Source organism: Flavobacterium sp. 9AF, assembly GCF_902506265.1.
Classification (GTDB): Bacteria; Bacteroidota; Bacteroidia; order Flavobacteriales; family Flavobacteriaceae; genus Flavobacterium.
In genome coordinates this window covers 1,939,380-1,961,504 of the sequence record NZ_LR733556.1, presented here as the reverse complement: position 1 = coordinate 1,961,504, position 22,125 = coordinate 1,939,380, and the positions used below count along the sequence as shown (strand labels likewise).

Genomic DNA, 22,125 nt, shown 5'->3' with positions numbered 1-22,125 from the left:
GCTTGCTTATAAATTCAATTGTGGTTCTTTTTGTAGGGCTTGGGTTTGTATTTTAAATTTTACTTCTCCTGTATATAAACCTAAATCTTCAATGGTAAAATTTAAATACTCTTCTTTTAAAAATTTTGGGTCTCTAGGATAGACGATTAATATAGTGGTAGCATTAGTCATGCCATACATTCTAGGATACACAAAATCGGTCATTGCCAACGTGTCTTTTTCAGCGTTAAACACATGTACTTTCTCATTCATGTTAAAAGCTAAATCGTTTACCATTTGACCAAATTGCGCTTTGTCTCGTACTACATTGCTCAATAATTCTTGTCCGTTTAATGACATAGAAAGATTAAAATACATATTCTTACTGTATTTTTCTCTTAATTTTTGAACTTGTTCTTTTAATTTTGTTTCCCCTAATTCTTGTTGTACCATAACATCTGTGGGTCGGTATTGTAAAGTATAAGTTACACCATTTACTTCTTTGGTGTAAACATAACCATTATCTTCATCATTAATAAACAAAAAAAGTGCTTCTTTAGTATCAAAAGTTTTGGTACTACAAGAAGAAAGAAAAATAAATAAAAAAAATAGACTACTTCTTTTTATCATATTCTGCGTTTAAACCTTTTAAAATTTCTTGTGTTAAATCTGTTGATTCATCTGCATACATAATATTTCCACCGCCACTTGCACCAAATATGATTTTATAACCCTTGTTTTTTCCATATTCTTTTACATAATCATTAATGTCATTGATTACGGTTTGAGTCGTTTTTTTATCCTCTTCTTGTATTTTTTGTTGAATAGCCTCTTGGTAACCGTTAATTTGTTGTTGTTTGTTAGCCAAAAGCTCTTGTTTTAATTGTAATTCTTTTGGACTAAGCGAAGCTCTTTCTTTTTCATAAGCTTGTAATTCTTTTTGCCAACTGGTAACTAATGAATCAACATTAGCTTTTAAAGTAGTCGCTTTTTTGTCAAATTCGGCTTTGGCAATTTTGGTTCTAGAATACCCTTCTATTAATTTGTTAACATCTACATATACTAATTCTGAACTTGATTTAGCAAAATAAATAGCTACTAAGCTTAGTAATAATGCAATAGCGCTAAGGAATACAATAACTTTTGATAAGTCGATTTTTTGAGAAAAGCTTGGCTTCATTTTAACTTTTTTATTTAAATAAATTCCCGCAAAAATAGTACCAATTTTTCGTAAAAAGTTATTTAAAATTTAAAATTATGTTAAGTATTTTTTTAGTGTAATTTATTTTAATATTTAATTAGCTGTTTATTAGTTTTTTATGTTTTTGAATTCAAAATGAAAATTTAATTGTGTCAGTTCTCTAATTAAATAATAATTATTTGTAAAGAGGTTTTATATATATTTTCGGGAAACTAAAGTCAAATTCATTAAATTTGCCACTTAAAATTTTAAAAATCATGTTACAGGTAGCATTTATTAGAGAAAACAAGGAAGAAGTAATTAAGCGATTAGCTAAAAGGAATTTAGATGCTCAAAGCTTAATTGAATCGGTAGTTGCACTGGATGAAAAAAGAAGAGCAACTCAAGTAGAATTAGACAATATTCTTGCAGAATCCAATAAGCTATCCAAAGACATTGGTGTTTTAATGAAGGGTGGTGAAAAAGCAAAAGCGGAAATTTTAAAAGAAAAAACAGCTAACTTTAAAGACCAAACTAAAGAGTTAACCGAAACGTTAAACACAGTTACAGAAGAATTACAAACAGAATTGTATAAAATACCTAATCTTCCAGCTGAAATTGTACCTGAAGGGAAAACTCCTGACGATAATTTAAATATTTTTGAAGAAGGTGTAGTACCAAAATTGCATCAAGGTGCTTTACCTCATTGGGAATTAGCTAAGAAATATGACATCATCGATTTTGATTTAGGTGCGAAAATTACAGGTGCAGGTTTTCCAGTATATAAAGGGAAAGGGGCTAAGTTACAACGTGCTCTAATTACCTATTTTTTAGACAAAAATACAGATGCGGGTTACCAAGAATTTCAAGTGCCTCATTTAGTGAATGAAGCTTCAGGTTTTGGAACAGGTCAGTTGCCAGATAAAGAAGGGCAAATGTATCATGTGGGAGAAGATAATTTGTATTTAATTCCTACGGCTGAAGTGCCTGTGACCAATTTATTTCGTGATGTATTATTAAACGAAAGCGAATTGCCTATTCTTTGTACAGGTTATACACCTTGTTTCAGAAGAGAAGCAGGTTCTTATGGTGCACATGTGAGAGGTTTAAATCGTTTGCATCAATTTGACAAAGTTGAAATTGTACGCATTGAACATCCTGAAAAATCTTATGAAGCTTTAGATGGAATGGTGGAACATGTAAAAGATATTTTAAAAGAATTACAATTACCATATAGAGTATTAAGATTGTGTGGAGGAGATATGGGATTTGCATCTGCTTTAACTTATGATTTTGAAGTATTTTCAACTGCTCAAGATCGTTGGTTAGAAATTTCTTCTGTTTCTAATTTTGAAACGTTCCAATCGAATAGATTAAAATTACGTTTTAAAGATAAAGAAGGTAAAAACCAATTGGTACATACATTAAACGGTAGTTCATTAGCTTTGCCAAGAGTTTTAGCGGGAATTTTGGAAAATTATCAAACTCCAGAAGGAATTGTAATTCCAGAAGTTTTAAGAAAATATACAGGTTTCGATATCATTAACTAAATAGTTAATCTTCACTTAATAATGTACTAATTTGACGCAAAAGTGTTACTTTAGTACATTATTTATTTTAACAAAAGAGGTTATGGTTGCTAACTTTCACTATAAAATCATTTCTCTTTTTTAAAATCTTACTAATAAAATGATTGCTTAACGATGAAAAAGATTGCTTTATTTATTTTATTTTTCTTTTATCTAACTGTCCATTCTCAAAATGAGCAATTAGCATTGGATTATTATGAAAAAGGAGAATTTGATAAAGCAGTTACACTTTTGGAACAAATTATTGTTAAGCAACCATCTAATTATTATTTTTTTCAGCGAATAATTGATTGTTACCAGCAATTAGAACAATTTGAAAAAGCTGAAAAAATGATTCTCGAAAGAAAAAAAAGATTTGATCAACCTATTCTTTATATAGATTTAGGATATCATTATCAATTACAAAAACAAGAGGATAAAGCTAAAAAACAATATGAATTAGCAATAAAAGAAATTGAAAAGCAACCCGCTTATGCTTATCAAATTGGAAACGGTTTTGAAAAAAAAGTACTAATAGATTGGGCATTAAAAGCGTATGAAAAAGGACAAGAGATTAATCCTGAATTAAACTTTGACTATCAAATAGCTTTGTTACAGGGGCAATTAGGAAATATTGAGGTAATGGCTGATAAATTGTTAGATTTTGCATATGAAAAGAGAGATAATACAGCCGTAGTTCAAAATTATTTAACTCGTTTTATTGCAGATGAAGCGCAAAGTACATTTCTAAATTATCTAAAAAAAACATTATTAGTAAGGACACAGAAAAATCCAGACATTTATTGGAATCAATTTTTAAGTTGGTTATATGTCCAACAAAAAGAATATGGTAAAGCTTTTATTCAAGAAAAAGCAATTTATAAACGCAATCAAGAAAGCCTGTCTAGTATTGTTTCTTTAGCCAATATGGCAGCTGAAGACAATCAAAAAGAAGATGCAATTACCATGATGGAATTTGTTCTAGAAAACACAAACGATGCAATATTACAAGTTGAAACACATGCTTTTTTAATGAGAATAAAAATAGAAGAAGTTTCTGTTCAAGAGTATGGAAAAATTACAAGCGAGTTAAAAACTTTACTTGAAAAATACGGTTTTACATCAAATGCAATAGAACTAATTCGTTTAGATGCACACTTCCAAGCTTTTAATTTGAATAATCCAAAAGAAGCCATTTTAATTTTAAATAAAGCTTTGGAACTACCTTTAAATAATAGGCAAATTGCTGAAGTAAAAATGGAATTAGCCGATATATTAATCTATGATGAAAAGTTTAATCAAGCGATTTTATATTATGCACAAGTAGAAGATAATATGAAAAACGATGCAATTGCACATGAAGCAAGTATGAAAATGGCAAGAGCAAATTATTACAAAAATGATTTTGATTGGGCATTGCAACAAGTAAAAGTTTTAAAACAATCGGCTAGTTTACTTATTGCAAATGATGCGGTAGAATTGTTTCTCCTTATTCAAGACAATTCTTATGAAGATAGTACTAGAGTAGCATTAACAGCATTTGCTAAGGCAGATTTGTTATTGTACCAAAAAAAGCAAGAACAAGCATTAAATGAATTCATAACTATTTTGGAAAAATATAAAGGAGATACTATTGAAGATGAAGCTTTATACAAAATAGCAACTATTTATTACAGAAAAAAAGAATACCAACAAGCCATTTCTTATTACAAACAAATTCTTGATGACCACGCTGATGGAATTTTTGTCGATGAAGCTTTGTTTTTTTCTGCTGAGATTTATCGTAACGAAATACAAGAACCAGATAAAGCGAAACCTTTATATGAAAAAATGATTTTTGAACATGCAGATAGTATTTATTTTACAGAAGCTCGAAAACAATTTAGAATTCTAAGAGGCGATGCAAATCTTTAAAAAATAATAAAACTATGATTATATATAATGTAACTGTAAATATTGATGAAAGTGTACATGAAAAATGGCTCCAATGGATGAAGAATAAACATATTGATGATGTGCTTTCAACAGGTCTATTTATCAGTGCTAGAATGGTAAAAGTCTTAGTAGAAGAAGAAATGGGAGGAACCACTTATTCAGTACAATATTTTACTGATTCTAGGGCAAAACTGGAAGAATATTATAAAAATCATGCACCTAGATTAAGACAAGAAGGTTTACAACTATTTGCAGATAAAATGTTAGCATTTCGAACCGAACTTGAGGTCATGAGTGAACATTATGGAAAAGAGAATTAAATTTTTTTAATAGTAAATTTCCGTATTTCTAATTTCTAAATCCAAAGCATGTCAGTTAAAGCAAAAAAACACTTAGGGCAACATTTCTTAACAGATGAAAGTGTAGCTCAAAATATAGCCGATACCTTATCATTAAAAGGGTATAATAAAATTCTTGAAATAGGACCAGGAATGGGCGTGTTAACAAAATATTTATTGGAAAAACCAATAGAAACCAGCGTTATTGAAATAGATACCGAATCGGTTGCGTATTTAGAGGAAAACTATCCAAAATTACACGGACATATTATTTCTAAGGATTTTTTAAAATACGATTTAAACGAAGTCTTTAAAGGAGAACCTTTTGGTATCATTGGGAATTTTCCCTACAATATTTCGAGTCAAATTGTTTTTAAGACCTTAGAAATGCGACATCAAATTCCAGAGTTTTCTGGGATGTTCCAAAAAGAAGTGGCAGAACGCATTTGTGAGAAAAAAGGAAGTAAAGTATATGGTATTTTGTCTGTATTAACACAAGCTTTTTATGAGGCAGAATATCTTTTTACAGTCGATGAACATGTGTTTAATCCACCACCAAAAGTAAAATCGGGTGTTTTACGGTTAACTAGAAAAGAAAACTTTGAATTACCCTGCGACGAAAAATTGTTTTTTTCTGTGGTAAAACAAGCCTTTAATCAAAGAAGAAAAACCATGCGAAACAGTTTGAAAAGCATGATAAATTCTGATAATTTAAAAGAAGATAGTATCTTTGACCTTCGTCCGGAACAACTTTCTTACGAAGAATTTATAATACTAACTCAAAAAATAGCGGCCGATGGAGTTTAAAATCAGTAAAGACTTATTGCAAGAATTAGAACTTCTTATTCATGATAATAAGGAAAAAGAGGTATTAGAATTACTTCAAGATATTCACTTTGCTGATATTGCTGAGATCATGGGAGAAATGGAATCTCATGAAGCCATTTATATTTTTAATGTTTTAGATTCTGAAAAAACAGCCGAAATTCTATTAGAATTAGACGAAGAAGTTCGTGAAAAAATTCTTAGAAGTTTGTCTGCTAAAGAAATTGCAGAAGAAATTGATGAGTTAAGTACCGATGATGCTGCCGATATCATTGCCGAATTACCTCAATCTAGAAAAGAAGAAGTAATTTCTGAATTAGAAGATGTTGAACACGCAAAAGACATTGTTGATTTATTACGCTATGATGAAGATTCCGCTGGAGGTTTAATGGCGAAAGAGTTAGTAAAAGTCAATGAAAATTGGAATGTGCTAACTTGTGTCAAGGAAATGCGTGCTCAAGCTGAAAATGTCTCTCGTGTACATTCTATCTATGTAGTCGATGACGAAAATAGATTAAAAGGAAGGTTGTCTTTAAAGGACCTTTTAACCACTTCTACCAAAACACCAATTAGCGAAGTATACATTCCAAAAGTTGATTATGTAAAAGTCAATACCGAAAATGTTGAAGTGGCGAGAATCATGCAAAAATACGATTTGGAAGCCATTCCAGTAGTTGATGAATTAGGAAGATTGGTTGGGCGAATTACAATTGATGACGTGGTCGATGTGATTAAAGAAGAAGCGGATAAAGATTATCAGTTGGCTGCGGGTATTTCACAAGATGTGGAAGCAGATGATAGTATTTTGGAACTAACCAAAGCACGATTACCTTGGTTGGTTTTAGCATTATTTGGCGGTTTTGTTTCGGTTCGTGTTTTAGGAATTTATGAACCCGCTATGGAAGAACATCGCAATTTGTTCTTTTTCACACCGCTTATTGCTGCGATGGCAGGAAATGTAGGGGTTCAGTCTTCTGCGATTATTGTACAAGGTTTGGCCAATAATGCCTTATCAGGTTCGCTTTTAAATCGATTATTAAAAGAACTTTCATTAAGCTTATTAAATGGCTGTATACTTTCTTTAATTTTAATGTTAGGAAGTCATTTTTTATTAGGAATTGATTTTCAAACAGGAATAACAGTTTCTTTAGCGTTACTTTCTGTAATTATAATGGCTTCTTTAATAGGGACTTTTATTCCCATTATTTTAGATAAATATGGAATTGATCCCGCATTGGCAACAGGTCCTTTTATCACCACCAGTAATGATATTATGGGAATTATTATCTTCTTTACAATTGCAAAAGCCATTTTAGGGTTTTAAAATCTTTCTTTCTTCCTTTTTTTAAAATATAGTTATCTTTAACTTTTTAAAAGAGAAAAATGAAACCCGAAACCATCAAAATTTTACACATCGATTCCAATCATCCGTTACTTTGGAACCAATTAGAAGCAGCAGGATTTACTAACGAAGCAGATTATGTCTCTTCTAAAGAAGAAATTGAAGCTAAAATTCAAAATTATCACGGAATTGTAATTCGTAGTCGCTTTAAAATTGACAAAGCGTTTTTAGATAAAGCAAAAAAACTACAATTTATTGCAAGAGTAGGTGCTGGTTTGGAAAGTATTGATTGTGAATATGCACAAACAAAAGGAATACAATTAATCGCAGCTCCTGAAGGAAATCGAAATGCAGTAGGCGAGCATGCATTAGGGATGTTATTGTCTTTGTTTAATAATCTCAATAGAGCTGATGCGGAAGTAAAAAATGGGAAATGGAACAGAGAAGCCAACCGCGGGCATGAGTTAGACGGCAAAACAGTGGGTATCATTGGTTACGGAAATATGGGTAAAGCTTTTGCAAAAAAATTACGCGGTTTTGATGTGGACGTGTTGTGTTATGATATTTTACCCAATGTGGCTGATGCCAATGCAAAACAAGTCACCTTAAAAGAATTACAAGAAAAAGCAGATGTGCTGAGTTTGCACATTCCTTGGACACCGGAAACCGATAAAATGGTAAATGCTACTTTTATTAATGGTTTTACCAAGTCCTTTTGGTTGATTAATACAGCAAGAGGTAAAAGTGTAGTAACCTCCGATTTAGTAGATGCCTTAAAAAATAAAAAAATACTTGGAGCAGGATTAGATGTACTAGAATATGAAAAATTGTCTTTTGAAACGCTCTTTGAATCCTCTCGAGCGGAGTCGAGAGAATTACCAGCTGCTTTTTCCTACCTTTTACAAGCGGACAATGTATTGTTATCACCACATATTGCGGGTTGGACCTTTGAGAGTCATGAAAAATTAGCACAAACAATTGTTAATAAAATTAAAGCACTATATTTTGAAGAATTTGAAAAAAAAGAAGATATTCGTGTTACAGGAATAGGAGGTTTCTTTTTTAAAACTAAAAACCCAACAGCACTCAAAGAATGGTATCGCAATCATTTAGGGTTGAATACAGATGATTACGGAGCTACCTTTTGGTGGAAAGATATAAATGGGAATGCGTGTTCTACACAATGGAGTCCATTTTCTGAGGAAACATCTTATTTTGAACCCTCAAAAAAAGAGTTTATGCAAAACTTTAGGGTACACGATTTAGAAACACTTTTAAAAAAATTATCACAAGAAAGTGTAACAATTATAGGTGAACTACAGACATATGACTATGGAAAGTTTGCTTGGATAGTAGATTTAGAAGGAAATAAAATTGAACTTTGGGAGCCTATTGATAGCGCTTTTAAATAATTAACTAATTAATTTTAAATAAATAATGGATTCACAAAAAGTTGACATGTTCATGATGACAAATGCAAAATTTTTCGAAGGTCATCAATTAAATGCAATCAGAGAAAAGCTTTTACAAATAGAGGATGATAAATGGCCAATGGTACAAATGCTTCAATTTAAAGATCCTACTACTGCTTTACTAATATCTATTTTCGCTGGAGCTTACGGAATAGACCGTTTTTATATAGGTGATACAGGTATGGGAGTAGGAAAACTTTTAACATGTGGTGGATTGGGTGTTTGGGCTATTGTTGATTGGTTTTTAATTCAAGGCGCAACAAAAGAAAAGAATATGGAGCAATTCAGTAGAGCTTTTATGTAAAATATGAAAAAAAACAAGTTATACTTCTTAATTTTAATAACTTGTTTTATTGGGTATTGTTGGTTATTTTATAATTTAAAACATATAAAACATGATTCACAAGAAGTGACAGTTTGTTTTGTAAAAAATATAACCAACATACCTTGTCCTTCATGTGGAACTACTAGGGCAGTTGTAGAAATTTCAAAAGGCAATTTAATAGATTCACTCTTTATTAATCCTTTTGGGATTTTAGTTGCAGTTATTATGATAGTTAGCCCATTTTGGATACTCTTAGATTTAATCTTCAAAAGAGAGTCATTTTATCTTTTTTATAATAAGATAGAATTATTTCTGCGCGATAAGAAAACAGCTATTATTTTAATTGTTTTAGTATTGCTTAATTGGATTTGGAATATCAATAAAAATTTATGATAACAGATAAGACTTTTTATTATAAACCTGTAGATTCAGAGCTAGAAAGAGCTTCAAATAGTTACTTAATGTCTTTGGTTGCAGTAATAGGTGGTTTGCCATTACCTATATTAAACTTAATGGCGACATTTTTCTTTTATCTAGGTAATAGAAAAAGCACTCCATTTGTAAAATGGCATTGTACTCAAGCTTTATTATCTCAGCTTGGTTTGTTCTTTTTTAATAGTGCGGGTTTTTGGTGGACTATAGGAGTAATATTCTCAAACGAAAAAGCAACAAATTATTATATCGCATACATTATTACTTTGATATTATTTAACATTGTCGAGTTTATAACTACGTTAATCTTAGCCACAAGAGTAAGAAAAGGAATTCATTCAGAATTGTATTTTTTTGCTGATATTACTAATTTAATTACCAAAACAAATGAAAGTTATAATTAAAGGATTTGTTATTGTCGTTTCATTTTTTGCAACTTGGTTATTATTATCACAATTAGATTTAGTCAATTTTTTTGGAGTTAAATCGATAAAATCTAATACAGAAAATACAGTTGGAGAATTATTATGGCAAGAAATTGAAGAATCAGAAAAAATTATATATGATGAAATAATTGTTCAAAAGTTAGACTCTTTATTATTACCATTATGTAAAAAAAATAATATTGTAAGAGATAGTTTAAAAGTACATCTTATTCATAAAGATGAGGTAAACGCATTTGCAATGCCAGATAATCATCTTGTAGTGTATAGCGGTTTAATTTTAGACTGTAAAAACGAAGAAGCTTTGTTAGGTGTGCTTGGTCATGAGATTGCTCATCTACAGGAAAATCATGTAATGAAAAAATTGTCAAAAGAAATTGGTTTTTCGGTTCTATTGTCTATGACTGGAGCCAATAGTCAAACTATTAAAAAGGTAATTCATACATTGTCGTCTTCAGCATATGATAGAAATTTAGAACGGGAAGCCGATTTACAAAGCGTAAAATATATGACTAAAGCAGAAATTGATCCAAGACCTTTTGCAGATTTCATGTATCAAATGGCATTAGATAATGAAATACATAAATATACATATTGGATTTCTACACATCCTGAGTCTGAAGATAGAGCAAAATATATTTTAAATAGTTTGAAAGGAAAAAAAATAAAATCTAAGAAAATTATTTCTATTAATCAATGGAATGAATTTAAACAACTAATTAATGACTATAAATAAATAAACAAAATGGAAACAACAAGACCAACTGAAGAATGGAATCAACCAACACCACAATATCAAGACAATAAAAAAGTTGCTTGTGGAATTTTAGCAATTTTATTAGGACCATTTGCAATACATAAATTTCTTTTAGGTTATACAAACGAAGGAATAATCATGTTGGTTATATCACTTTTTACTTGTGGTACAGTTTCAAGTATAATTGGATTGGTAGAAGGAATCATCTATTTAACAAAAACGGATGAAGATTTTTACCAAACCTATCAAGCGAATAAAAAAGCATGGTTTTAATAGAAGATAAAAGATATCTATGTTATTATATTGGTATAAAAGAGTTCTTTTAGAAAATTATGCTACTTTTAGAGGTAGAGCAAGAAGGTCTGAATATTGGTATTTTGTTCTAGGAAATATTATTTTAGCAATTTTAGCTTATCTAATTGACAATCTTTTTGGACTAAATTTTGATGAAGATGCAGGCGGACCTTTATATTTAATTGTGTTATTAGGAACAATTATTCCTACAATAGCAGTTATGATAAGAAGACTACATGACGTAGGAAAAAGCGGTGTTTTCTTTTTAGTATGGTTTATCCCTATAGTAGGACCAATATGGTTATTGGTATTATTATTAACCGAAGGGAATACAGGAAGAAATCAGTATGGAAATGACCCTAAGAAACATAATTATGAAATAAATGAAATAGGTTTAGAATAATGAATTTTTCTAAAATAAACAAAAAATGGCTTCTTTTCTAAGAGCCATTTTTTGTGTTTATTATTTTTTCTTTTCTTCTTTTCTTTCTAATTCTGCTTGAAATTCTTCCATTACTGGTTTAACAGTGCTTTCTGGTAAATCGGCAATTTTAATATACATTAAACCATCTACTGCATTATTAAATAGTGGATCTACATTAAAAGCCACTACTCGTGCGTTTTGCTTAATATATTTTTTAATTAAAACCGGTAAGCGTAAGTTGCCAGGTTCTACTTCGTCTATAATTTTATCAAACTTATTTAAATCAGCTTCGGTTTCGTTAAAAACAAAATCTTTGTCCGCGTCTTTTAATTTTACTTTATAATCCTTTTTAGGATGAATGTATTGTGCAATGTAAGGATCATAATAATGCGATTTCATAAACTCAATCATCAATGATTTCGAAAATTCAGAGAATTGATTACTAATACTTACACCTCCAATTAAGAATTTATGCTCTGGATGGCGAAGTGTTGTGTGTACAATTCCTTTCCATAACAAAAATAAAGGCATTGGTTTTTGTTGGTATTCACTAATGATAAATGCACGACCCATTTCTATAGACTTACTCATCATGTCATATAGTTCAGGTTCAAACCGGAATAAGTCATGCAAATAAAAACCATCAATACCATATTTGCTATAAATTTGAGAACCTAATCCCATTCGATAGGCACCAGCAATAACTTGTGCTTCATCATCCCATAAAAACATATGGTGATAATATTTGTCATATTGATCTAAATCGATAGATTCATTCGTTCCTTCTCCAACTTCTCTAAAAGTAATTTCTCGTAAACGACCTATTTCATGTAATATATTAGGAATTTTATCAGCAGTAATTAAAAATACCTCATAATTTTTACTTTGTAACAAGCGACAATCTTGTTCTCTTAATGTAGTAATCTCCTCAAGAATTTGTTCGTGATTAGCTGGCTTTACTATTTGTTTTGGACTACTTTTAGGGAGTTTAAGTAAATCGGTATTAATTAGTTTGCTTTCTTTTTCAAATGCATTAGAAAGCATATATGTTTTTTTACGTAAAAACTCGCCATATTCTTCTATAGAAGTAAATTCATTTTGTTCCGCAACAGAAATTGGTTTTCCTATACGAACTTTAATAACTCTTTTCTTTTGAGTGAGTAATTCACTAGGTAGTTTAGCCGTTCTAAGCGTGTCATTTAGTTTGGATAAAAAATAAAAGAGCTTACTGTTTTTAGCATGGAAATAGATAGGAACAACGGGTACATTAGCTTTTTTAATAATCTTAATTGCGCCTTCTTCCCAGGGTTTGTCTACTACTATTTTTCCATCTCGATAAGTCGATACTTCGCCAGCAGGAAACATACCTAATGGTTTCCCATCTGATAAATGACGTAACGTTTCTTTAATACCAATTACGCTAGATTTGGCATCCTTATGATTTTCAAAAGGATTTACTGGCATAATATAAGGTTTCATAGGCTCAATTCGATGCAGTAGAAAATTGGCAATGATTTTAAAATTAGGCTCTTTTTCAAGCATTAATTTTAAAAGTAATATACCATCTATTCCTCCTAATGGATGATTAGAAATAGTAATATAAGCACCGTCCTTAGGAAGGCGCTTAAAATCTTCTTCAGGAATTTCAAATTTAATTTGGAATTCATCTAGTATAGCATTTAAAAATTCCACTTCACTTAAGTGTTTATTCCGATCATACACTTTGTTAAGTGTGGATATCTTAAGAATTTTCATAAGCAACCATCCGGAAAAAGTTCCTAAAAAACCATATTTATCTGTATTTATAGCTTTGGCTACTTCCTTGGCAGTGACTAATCCCATTTAATTAAATTTTGAGCGAAAAACAAAGATAATAATTCTACTTAATATCGGAAGCAAATATACTAGCATTCCTGCAAACAATTTGCAAAAAAAATGTTTTAATTCATTAGAATGCCTGCTATTTTTATTTTAAAATGATAGCTCTTTTTACTACTTTTGAGCCTTATCAAAACAATAATATGAAGATAATTTCTTATAATGTCAACGGGATCAGAGCAGCAATAACAAAGGGATTTTTAGATTGGTTGCAACAAGCCAGTCCAGATGTAATTTGTTTACAAGAGATTAAAGCAACCGAAGATCAAATTCCAAGACTTGAAATAGAAGCGGCAGGTTATCCCTATCAATATTATTTTTCCGCTCAAAAAAAAGGCTATAGTGGGGTGGCTATTTTATCAAAAGTTCAACCTAAAAACGTAGTTTTTGGTACAGGAATTGAACATATGGATTTTGAAGGAAGAAATCTTAGAGTTGACTTTGATAATCTATCAATAATGAGTTTGTATTTGCCTTCAGGAACCAATATCGATCGATTAGATCATAAGTTTAAATACATGGATGATTTCCAAAATTATATTACAGAACTAAGAAAAGAAATTCCCAATTTAGTAGTATGTGGAGATTACAATATATGTCACGAGGCAATTGATATTCATGATCCTATTCGAAATGCTAAAGTTTCAGGATTTTTACCAGAAGAGAGAGCTTGGATAGATGCTTTTATGAAAAACGGTTTTATTGATACTTTCAGACATTTAAATAAAGAACCACACCATTACAGTTGGTGGAGTTACAGAGCCAATGCAAGAAATAATAACAAAGGCTGGAGAATCGATTATTGTTTGGCAGCTGCTCCTTTAGAAGATAGAATACAAAGAGCATTAATATTACCCGAAGCGAAACATTCCGATCATTGCCCCGTTTTAGTTGAAATTAAATCCTAATTTTTATTTGGAGCTTATTCCTGCTGTACACTGTATCTTTTTTATTTTGTCATATTGAGCGGAGTCGAGATAACAAAATAAAAAAGGATGCCGTTTCCATCAGGGCTATTAGAATTGAACAATAAAAAAACCTAATAATAAAGTAATCATGATTAAAAAAATTGCCCTTGCACTAGTAATAACTACGTTAGCAACTTCATGTGTGTCAAAAAAAATCTACCAAGATTTAGAAAGTAAATATGCTGATCTTAAAAAGGAAAGAAATGCGTTAGCAGATGAAAAAGAAACCTTGACTGCTGAAAAAAACAAATTAGAACTAGATAAAAACGCGTTACAAACAGAGTTAGATAAGGTTAAAGCCGAAAGAGATAAATTAGCTACTGATTATGCAGCCACTAAGAAAAATTTAGACAACTTAAAAGCGTCTTATGATGCTTTAGAGAAAAACAGTAATGATGCTTTGGAGAGTAACATGAAGAAAAACCGTGAATTGTTAGCTGAATTAGAAGCAAAACAAAAAACCTTAAATGCAGAACAAGACCGTTTAAACAAATTAAAAGGAGATCTAGAAGCATCTTCTAGTCGTTTAGCCGAATTGGAAAAAATGATGGCAGATAAAGAAGCTGCAATGAAAAAATTAAAAGAAACGTTATCGAAAGCATTAAATGCATTTGAAGGAAAAGGGTTAACTGTAGAGCATAGAAATGGAAAAGTGTATGTTTCTATGGAAAATAAATTATTATTTGAATCGGGTAGTTGGACTGTTGGTACTGAAGGTAAAAAAGCGGTAAAAGCTTTAGGAGAAGTATTAGGACAAAATCCTGAAATTTCGGTTTTAATTGAAGGTCATACTGATAATGATAAAATTACGGGAAGTATAGGTGGAGGAGTTGATAGCAACTGGGATTTATCTACAAAAAGAGCAACGGCTATTGTCAATATTTTAGCTGAAAACAAAACCATAGATAAAAAGAACTTAACGGCTGCTGGTCGTGGAGAATATGCACCATTAGCAAGTAATGAAACAGCAGAAGGAAAAGCGAAAAACAGAAGAATTGAGATTATCTTAACTCCAAAATTAGATGAAATTTCAAAATTAATGAACGAATTGTAAGATGTATTTGTAATACAAATTTTTAAAAACCTGCGAAGTAGTTCTACAAGCAGGTTTTTTCTTTTATAGAATCTCCGTAACTTTACCATTCCTAAAAATTGGGAAACTCAATCTATTCAACTTAGAAATGAAATACACAACTTTACCTAAAACCAATGTAAAAATTAGTACTGTATGTTTAGGTACTATGACTTTTGGAAATCAAAATACAGAGCAAGAAGCGCATTCACAATTGGATTATGCTGTTGAAAGAGGAATTAATTTTATCGATACTGCTGAGATGTATCCTATTGGAGGCAATGAACATATCTTTGGAAGTACAGAAAGACATATAGGATCTTGGTTACATAAAATTGGGAAAACCGAAAGAGAAAAACTGGTGGTTGCCACTAAAATTGCAGGACCTAATAGAGGAATGGAATACATTAGAAAGCCTCTTGATTTTTCAAAGAAAAGCATTACTGAAGCTGTAGAATTAAGTTTGAAAAATTTACAAACAGATTACATTGATTTGTATCAAATGCATTGGCCAGAACGAGTAATGAATATGTTTCAGAAAAGAGGGTTACAAGAAATAGACGCTTCCTGGCAGTATTCTTTTCTAGAAATTCTTCATGTTTTTGATGGCTTAATTAAAGAAGGTAAAATAAAACACATTGGGGTTTCTAATGAAAACCCTTATGGTGTGATGCGTTATTTAATGGAAAGCGAAAAACACAATTTGCCTAGAATTGTGAGTATTCAAAATCCGTATTCGTTATTAAATAGATTGTATGAAGTCGGTTTAAGTGAAATAACCCTGCGTGAAGATGTAGGATTATTGGCCTATTCTCCTTTAGGTTTTGGGTTTTTAACAGGTAAATATTTAGACGGAATCCAACCTGAGTATCGAATGGCTATGTTTCCTAATTTTAAAAGATACACCAATGAAAATTGCTACAAAGCCACACAATTGTATAAAGAATTGGCAGAAGCCAATAATTTGACATTAACACAAATGGCCATGGCTTACGTAAACCAACAAGATTTTGTAACTTCAACTATTATTGGCGCAACAACTTTAGGCCAATTGGAAGAAAATATTAATGCATTTAATACCTCCTTATCCGAAGAATTGTGTTCTGAAATTGAAAAAATTCAGGAGTTAATTCCTAATCCTGCACCTTAAAAAGACACTTGTATTTACAATATAAAAGGTCACACAATTTTGTGTGACCTTTTTTGCAATGTGTTGAAAATTTGTAGTTTACAGAAAAACTACAGTTATAGTTAAAAATGATTATTTTATTAAAAAAAAGGATTAATAAAATTTTTTGAACCCTTTTTTGAATTATCTTAGAATTAAAATAAGTCATAATAACTTTATTATGAGCTTTTTAATCTATACTAACAAACAAACAAAAACAATTATGAAAAAAAGTAGCTTACTGCTAAAGTCGTTCCTTTTATTAGGAATTCTGCTTTCTTGTAACATAAGGTTACAGGCTCAATTTAACGAAGACGCTCCTTGGATGGAAAATAAAAACCTCCAGACTAAAAAAGGAAAAGTGACCATAGATGAAATGGTGTCATCTTTTAACCAATATTGGCTAACTCATGATAAAGATAAAAAAGGCTCTGGTTACAAACCTTTTATGCGATGGGAATATCATTGGAGAAATAACGAGCATCCAGATGGTACAGTAATAACTCCACAAGAAATAGAGGCTGCTTTTTTAATGAAGAAAAGTCAAATACAAAAAAATCAAATTGCAATTGCTTCTAAATCAAGCAATTGGCAACCCGTAGGGCCGTTTAATCATACTATTAATGGATCTTGGTCTGCGGGTCAAGGAAGAGTTAATGTAGTTTATGTTGATCCCAATAATGCAAGTGTAATATATGTGGGTACACCAGCTGGAGGAATTTGGAAAACAACTGATGGAGGTACAAATTGGAGTCCATTATCAGATGAATTACCTCAAATAGGTGTTTCAGGAATTGTTACTGATAAAAACAATTCAAATATTATCTATATTGCTACGGGAGATAAAGATGCTGGAGATACTTATTCTATAGGTGTTTTAAAATCTACTAATGGGGGTTTAACATGGAATACTACTGGACTTTCATTTACTAATACTTCTACTAGAGCGGGCGATATTTATATGGATCCAACTAATTCCAATGTTCTTTGGGTTGCTACAAGTGTAGGAGTTTATAAAACGACAAATGCAGGAGTAAGCTGGACTAATGTTCTTTCTGGTAATATTAAAGATATAAAATTAAAACCAGGTGATCCTAAAACTATTTATGCAGTAACTACTTCGGCTTTTTATAAATCTACCGATGCGGGTACTTCATTTACACAAATTACGTCTGGTTTGCCTACAAGTTCAGGTAGATTAGCAATAGGCGTTACACCAGCTAATGAAAATTATGTATATCTTTTAAGTGCAAATACTTCTTCAAATTCATATAGTTTTCAAGGCTTATATCGATCTATAAATAGCGGAGATTCTTTTACTAAAACGACTTCAACTACTGATGTGTTTGAAAGTTCTCAAGCATGGTATGATTTTGCGTTAGAAATTTCTCCCACAAATGCCAATTTAATTTTTACAGGAGTGCTTAATATTTGGAAGAGTACTAATGGAGGAAGTTCTTTTACTAAAGTAAACAATTGGAGTAGTCCTACAGCAGCTACTTATACGCATGCAGACATTCATTTTTTAAGATATTATGGATCTAAATTGTATTGCGGAAGTGATGGAGGTATTTATGAATCTTCCGATAATGGGGTTTCTTTTACAAGTAAGACAGCTGGATTGCAAATTAGTCAGTTTTATAAAATAGCTGTTTCTAAACAGTCTACCGCTAATATGGTTGGTGGATTGCAAGATAATGGAGGCTATGGTTATAGTGGTAATCAATGGAAAAATTATTATGGTGCTGATGGTATGGACACAGGTGTAGATCCTAATAATAGCAATAAATATTATGGTTTTATACAAAATGGCGGTGGTCTTTATGTTTCAACGAATGGGGGAAGTAGTTTAAGTAGCACTATTAGTCAACCTAGTGGTGAAACAGGAAATTGGGTAACACCTTTAGCAATTAATGCAACAGGACAAGTTTTTGCGGGCTATAAAAAAGTATATCGATTAAATGGAAGTTCATGGGTAGCAGGAACTACCGCTTTTTCAACCGCCATTGAGAATGTAATAATAGACCCTTCTAATGATAATATAATGTATGTCTCTGATGCTAGTAAATTATACAAAAGTACCGACAAAGGAGTTAATTTTACACTGTTATATACTTTTCCAACAACGGTTAAAAATATTTGTGTACATACAACAAATAGTTCAATTCTTTATGCGGTAACACAAGGTACTTCTGGGCAAGTATATCAATCTACGAATGGAGGAACTTCTTTTGCTAGTATTTCTACTGGGCTTCCTTCTATTGGTAAAAATGTAATTGTACATCAAGGGCAAGATCCAAATAACATGCTATATGTAGGAACTACTTTAGGAGTCTATCATAAAGATGACACCATGTCGTCTTGGTTACCCTTTGATACCAATCTTCCAAATGTATCAGTAACTGATTTAGAAATTAATTATGTAGAAAGTAGCCTTGTAGCAGCGACTTACGGTAGAGGGATTTGGATAACTGCATTAGGAGCTAAAATAGATGGCGTTGCTCCTACGGCACCTACTAACCTTGTTGCTTCTGGTACAACTCAGAATAGTACAAATCTATCATGGACAGCAGCTACCGATAATATAGGAGTTACGAGTTATGAAATATATCAAGGTTCAACACTTATTGGCTCTTCAGCAAATACAACATACAATGTTACTGGATTAAATGCTGCTACAGCATACTCATTTAATGTAAAAGCAAAAGATGCAGCAGGGAATATATCAACTTCTAGTAACACGGTTGCTGTTACTACTTTAAATAATACAGTAACATATTGTAACTCTACAAGCCAAAATGCAACTGAAGAATATATTGGAAGAGTAGCTGTTGGCACTATTAATAACGCTTCTTCGGGTACTTCGGGTTATGAAAATTTTACTTCTATTTCTACAAATTTAACTGCAGGAGCCTCATATTCTATAACCATAACTCCAGTTTGGCCAGGCTCCACTTATTCAGAAGGTTATGCTGTATGGATTGATTATAATAAAGATGGAGATTTTTTAGATTCAGGAGAACAAGTTTGGTCTAAAACGGCTTCAACAACTACACCTGTTTCAGGTAGTTTTACTGTACCAACAACCGCAATTTTAGGAAATACAAGAATGAGAGTTTCTTTAAAATATAATGGTGTACCAACATCTTGTGAAACATATTCCTATGGCCAAACAGAAGATTACACTATTAACATTGTGGGAAGTGCTACACCAATAGCTAATTCGGTTATTTTATCTAACGAAGTTAAATCGGAAGAAAATGCTATTCTATTAAAAATATACCCTAATCCAGTGGAAGAATATTTAAATTTAGATATTGTAGATTTTAGGCCTAATTTGTATTCTTATGAAATTATTGATTATCAAGGTAAAGTAGTAAAAATGGAAAAATTAATTACTTCAAGTATAGATGTGAGCAATCTAAATAATGGTGTCTATTTCTTGAAATTAATCAAAGCAGAGACCATAATTTTCGAAGAATTTATTAAGAAATAAAACTAAAAAGTAGTTATATAGAAAGGGCAATTAATTCAAACTAATTGCCCTTTTTGTATAAAGTTATTGAATAACTAATTTAGTTGTATAAGTGACATCTTTATTGTCTAATAGCTTTAATAAATAAATACCAGCAGATAAATTGGGAATAGTAATTGTAGTATTGCCATTACTTTCTTTAGTCAATATCTTTTCACCAGATAAATCATATATAGTAATTTTTTGGGTAATGATGTTATTTGTATTCGAAATGGTAAAGCTTTCTTTAGCTGGATTAGGATAAATTGCAAAGCCATTTTTTTCAAAATTTTCATTAGAAAGTGAAGTGTCTGTAATTTTATAAATAATTCCGTTATTAATAGCCGCAATGTATAATTCTTTATTTAAGTCTTCACCAAATGTTACAAAATTATTACCTGAAAAAGAAGAAGTATAACTTAATCCTCCAGTTGAGGTTACTATACCTATTCTTGAATCACAATAATCGGTAAATAAATATTTCCCTTGAAGATTAGGATACATTGTACCATTGTAAACATAACCGCCTGTTATAGAACAAGCTCCTGTAGAATGATTTACGTCAACAATAGGGAAGTCTAAAGAGGAAGCGGATGGGCAACCAGAAGTATTATAAGAAGCATTTCCCTCATAACATCTCCAACCAAAATTTAAATCATTAGGTAGTGGTACAGATGTTTTATTGATTTCCTCATGTGCTCCCTGTCCTACATCGGCAATCCACAAATCTCCAGTTACACTATCAAAAGAAAATTTCCAAGGGTTTCTTAAACCTAGTCCCCAAATTTCTTCTTTTCCTGCTTGACCCACATAAGGATTGGTAGCAGGTATACCATAAAATGGTGCAACAGTTGTATTAACATCAATACGAAGCATTTTCCCTAAAAACACACGAGAAGGGTTATTTGTGTCAATAATAGTGTTTTGAGCATAGTTTTGAGGGTCACCACCACTCCCTCCATCTCCCATGCCTATGTATAAATAGCCATCAGGTCCAAATTTTATGGAACCACCATTGTGATTATCATATGGTTGATTTATAGTCATTAAGATTGTGCCAGTTGGTGTAGCTTCATTAGCACCTGGTGTTGGAACACTATACCTTGCAATAACCGTATTTCCAGAAGTATTTGTATAATTTACAAAGAAATACCCATTGGTACTATAATTAGGATGAAATGCTAGACCTAATAATCCTCTTTCTCCATTTGTACTTACTAAGGAAGAAATATTAAGAAAAGCATTTGTGTTTACTGTACCATTATCATTTAAAATTTTGATAATCCCTCCTTTTTCAACAATAAATAATCTAGAATCGCCTGCGTGAACGATTTCAACTGGACTCGAAAAACCAGTAGCAAAAGTTTGTAAATTGATGGTTTGTGCTTTTAAAAGGGTACAATAAAGTAGAAATAGGATAAAACCTACTTTATAGGTTTTACTTAATAATTTTGTTTTTTTGTTTGTTTTCATGTTCGATGTTTTTTTGTTTGTAATTGTTTAATAAAATAATAAAAAAATTCTTTATATTTTTTTATTTTAACATTTTTTTTAAATATTTTTTATTTTAACTTTATACAAGAATTTAAGATTTAAGTTTTTTAAAAACAGGTATAAATACCTGTTTTTAAAAGAGGTAAAGCATTTAAATTTGTTTAGAATATTCTTGATAATTTATCAAATATAAAGTCTAATAATTTCCAAAAAGAGAATAAAATTAAAATAGTCATATATGAGAAAAACAATTACTTTATTTTTACTACTTTATTTGAGTTTGAGTTATAGTCAAGAAAGTATAGTATTTTCTGGCGGTAACGCTGTTGGCTCAAATGGTTCTGTAAGTTATTCTTACGGACAAGTATTTTATGAAACGGTCTCAGGTGCAAATGGAGAATTGACACAAGGAGTACAACAACCAATTGAAATTTACACGCTGTCAATTCCAAATCCAACTACGGGTATAAATTTGGCATTGTACCCCAATCCTGCTATTACTCAAGTTACCTTGGAACTTACTATTTCCCAATTTCCCAATGAAATGAAATATGAGTTGTTTGATGTAAATGGGAAATTAATTAAATCTGAAAAGATTTTATCCAATCAAACGGCTATTGACATTGAGAGTTTGCCAATAGCTACTTATTTTCTAAATGTTTTTTCTTCCAATCAAATACTTAAGACATTTAAATTAATTAAAAATAACTAAAAAAT

General features: G+C 31.0%; 20 protein-coding genes and 1 pseudogene. 17 read left to right on the top strand and 4 right to left on the bottom strand.

Features of this window, described 5'->3' with window-relative positions; translation table 11 throughout:
• Positions 1-6: 6 nt before the first annotated feature.
• Both HALO113_RS08955 and HALO113_RS08950 read right to left on the bottom strand, forming a co-directional pair.
• Positions 7-609, bottom strand: a complete 603-nt coding sequence (locus tag HALO113_RS08955) for a hypothetical protein (RefSeq protein WP_159778700.1) — start codon at positions 607-609, stop codon at positions 7-9.
• The gene (locus HALO113_RS08950) at positions 593-1,159 is read right to left on the bottom strand and encodes an OmpH family outer membrane protein (RefSeq protein ID WP_159778699.1); all 567 of its coding nucleotides are present in this window, start codon (positions 1,157-1,159) and stop codon (positions 593-595) included. Before HALO113_RS08950 ends, HALO113_RS08955 begins: the two co-directional genes overlap by 17 nt.
• A 278-nt stretch (positions 1,160-1,437) precedes the next feature.
• Between HALO113_RS08950 and serS the strand changes: the two genes are divergently transcribed.
• From serS to HALO113_RS08890, 12 genes and pseudogenes are all read left to right on the top strand, one after another.
• The gene (gene serS / locus HALO113_RS08945; protein WP_159778698.1) at positions 1,438-2,709 is read left to right on the top strand and encodes a serine--tRNA ligase; all 1,272 of its coding nucleotides are present in this window, start codon (positions 1,438-1,440) and stop codon (positions 2,707-2,709) included.
• A 153-nt stretch (positions 2,710-2,862) separates the two neighbouring features.
• Positions 2,863-4,641, top strand: a complete 1,779-nt coding sequence (locus HALO113_RS08940; protein ID WP_159778697.1) for a tetratricopeptide repeat protein — start codon at positions 2,863-2,865, stop codon at positions 4,639-4,641.
• Positions 4,642-4,655: 14 nt separating this feature from the next.
• A complete protein-coding gene (locus HALO113_RS08935) occupies positions 4,656-4,982 on the top strand; it encodes a DUF4286 family protein (RefSeq protein WP_159778696.1) in 327 nt (108 codons plus the stop codon).
• A 48-nt stretch (positions 4,983-5,030) separates the two neighbouring features.
• Positions 5,031-5,807: a 16S rRNA (adenine(1518)-N(6)/adenine(1519)-N(6))-dimethyltransferase RsmA gene (gene rsmA / locus HALO113_RS08930; protein WP_159778695.1), complete on the top strand. Its 777-nt coding sequence runs from the start codon at positions 5,031-5,033 to the stop codon at positions 5,805-5,807.
• Positions 5,797-7,149 carry a magnesium transporter gene (mgtE, locus tag HALO113_RS08925; RefSeq protein ID WP_159778694.1) on the top strand — a complete coding sequence of 451 codons (1,353 nt, stop codon included), beginning with the start codon at positions 5,797-5,799 and terminating at the stop codon, positions 7,147-7,149. The genes rsmA and mgtE overlap by 11 nt, the downstream gene beginning before the upstream one ends.
• Before the next feature lie 59 nt (positions 7,150-7,208).
• A pseudogene (locus tag HALO113_RS08920) lies at positions 7,209-8,171 on the top strand (2-hydroxyacid dehydrogenase); the annotation flags it as partial.
• A gap of 433 nt (positions 8,172-8,604) precedes the next feature.
• Complete coding sequence (locus tag HALO113_RS08915) at positions 8,605-8,943, top strand: TM2 domain-containing protein (protein ID WP_159778693.1); 339 nt, start codon at positions 8,605-8,607, stop codon at positions 8,941-8,943.
• A gap of 3 nt (positions 8,944-8,946) precedes the next feature.
• Positions 8,947-9,357, top strand: a complete 411-nt coding sequence (locus HALO113_RS08910; protein ID WP_159778692.1) for a DUF2752 domain-containing protein — start codon at positions 8,947-8,949, stop codon at positions 9,355-9,357.
• On the top strand, positions 9,354-9,800 hold the full coding sequence (locus HALO113_RS08905) for a hypothetical protein (RefSeq protein ID WP_159778691.1): 447 nt from the start codon (positions 9,354-9,356) through the stop codon (positions 9,798-9,800). The genes HALO113_RS08910 and HALO113_RS08905 overlap by 4 nt, the downstream gene beginning before the upstream one ends.
• Complete coding sequence (locus HALO113_RS08900) at positions 9,784-10,575, top strand: M48 family metallopeptidase (protein ID WP_159778690.1); 792 nt, start codon at positions 9,784-9,786, stop codon at positions 10,573-10,575. Before HALO113_RS08905 ends, HALO113_RS08900 begins: the two co-directional genes overlap by 17 nt.
• A gap of 9 nt (positions 10,576-10,584) precedes the next feature.
• The gene (locus tag HALO113_RS08895) at positions 10,585-10,869 is read left to right on the top strand and encodes a TM2 domain-containing protein (RefSeq protein ID WP_159778689.1); all 285 of its coding nucleotides are present in this window, start codon (positions 10,585-10,587) and stop codon (positions 10,867-10,869) included.
• Between the two features lie 19 nt (positions 10,870-10,888).
• Positions 10,889-11,293 carry a DUF805 domain-containing protein gene (locus tag HALO113_RS08890; RefSeq protein WP_159778688.1) on the top strand — a complete coding sequence of 135 codons (405 nt, stop codon included), beginning with the start codon at positions 10,889-10,891 and terminating at the stop codon, positions 11,291-11,293.
• Between the two features lie 60 nt (positions 11,294-11,353).
• Here the strand turns inward: HALO113_RS08890 and HALO113_RS08885 are convergent, their stop codons facing one another.
• Complete coding sequence (locus tag HALO113_RS08885) at positions 11,354-13,156, bottom strand: lysophospholipid acyltransferase family protein (protein WP_159778687.1); 1,803 nt, start codon at positions 13,154-13,156, stop codon at positions 11,354-11,356.
• Between the two features lie 179 nt (positions 13,157-13,335).
• Here HALO113_RS08885 and HALO113_RS08880 point away from each other — a divergent pair, with 179 nt between their 5' ends.
• The 4 genes from HALO113_RS08880 (at position 13,336) to HALO113_RS08865 (ending at position 19,896) form a co-directional block, all read left to right on the top strand.
• Complete coding sequence (locus HALO113_RS08880) at positions 13,336-14,100, top strand: exodeoxyribonuclease III (protein ID WP_159779586.1); 765 nt, start codon at positions 13,336-13,338, stop codon at positions 14,098-14,100.
• Positions 14,101-14,248: 148 nt separating this feature from the next.
• On the top strand, positions 14,249-15,214 hold the full coding sequence (locus tag HALO113_RS08875; protein ID WP_159778686.1) for an OmpA family protein: 966 nt from the start codon (positions 14,249-14,251) through the stop codon (positions 15,212-15,214).
• Between the two features lie 127 nt (positions 15,215-15,341).
• Positions 15,342-16,382: an aldo/keto reductase gene (locus HALO113_RS08870; protein ID WP_159778685.1), complete on the top strand. Its 1,041-nt coding sequence runs from the start codon at positions 15,342-15,344 to the stop codon at positions 16,380-16,382.
• Between the two features lie 241 nt (positions 16,383-16,623).
• Positions 16,624-19,896 carry a GEVED domain-containing protein gene (locus HALO113_RS08865; protein WP_159778684.1) on the top strand — a complete coding sequence of 1,091 codons (3,273 nt, stop codon included), beginning with the start codon at positions 16,624-16,626 and terminating at the stop codon, positions 19,894-19,896.
• 63 nt (positions 19,897-19,959) lie between these two features.
• Here the strand turns inward: HALO113_RS08865 and HALO113_RS08860 are convergent, their stop codons facing one another.
• Complete coding sequence (locus HALO113_RS08860) at positions 19,960-21,387, bottom strand: PQQ-dependent sugar dehydrogenase (RefSeq protein WP_159778683.1); 1,428 nt, start codon at positions 21,385-21,387, stop codon at positions 19,960-19,962.
• 259 nt (positions 21,388-21,646) lie between these two features.
• Here HALO113_RS08860 and HALO113_RS08855 point away from each other — a divergent pair, with 259 nt between their 5' ends.
• Complete coding sequence (locus HALO113_RS08855) at positions 21,647-22,120, top strand: T9SS type A sorting domain-containing protein (protein WP_159778682.1); 474 nt, start codon at positions 21,647-21,649, stop codon at positions 22,118-22,120.
• The last annotated feature ends 5 nt before the right edge of the window (positions 22,121-22,125 follow it).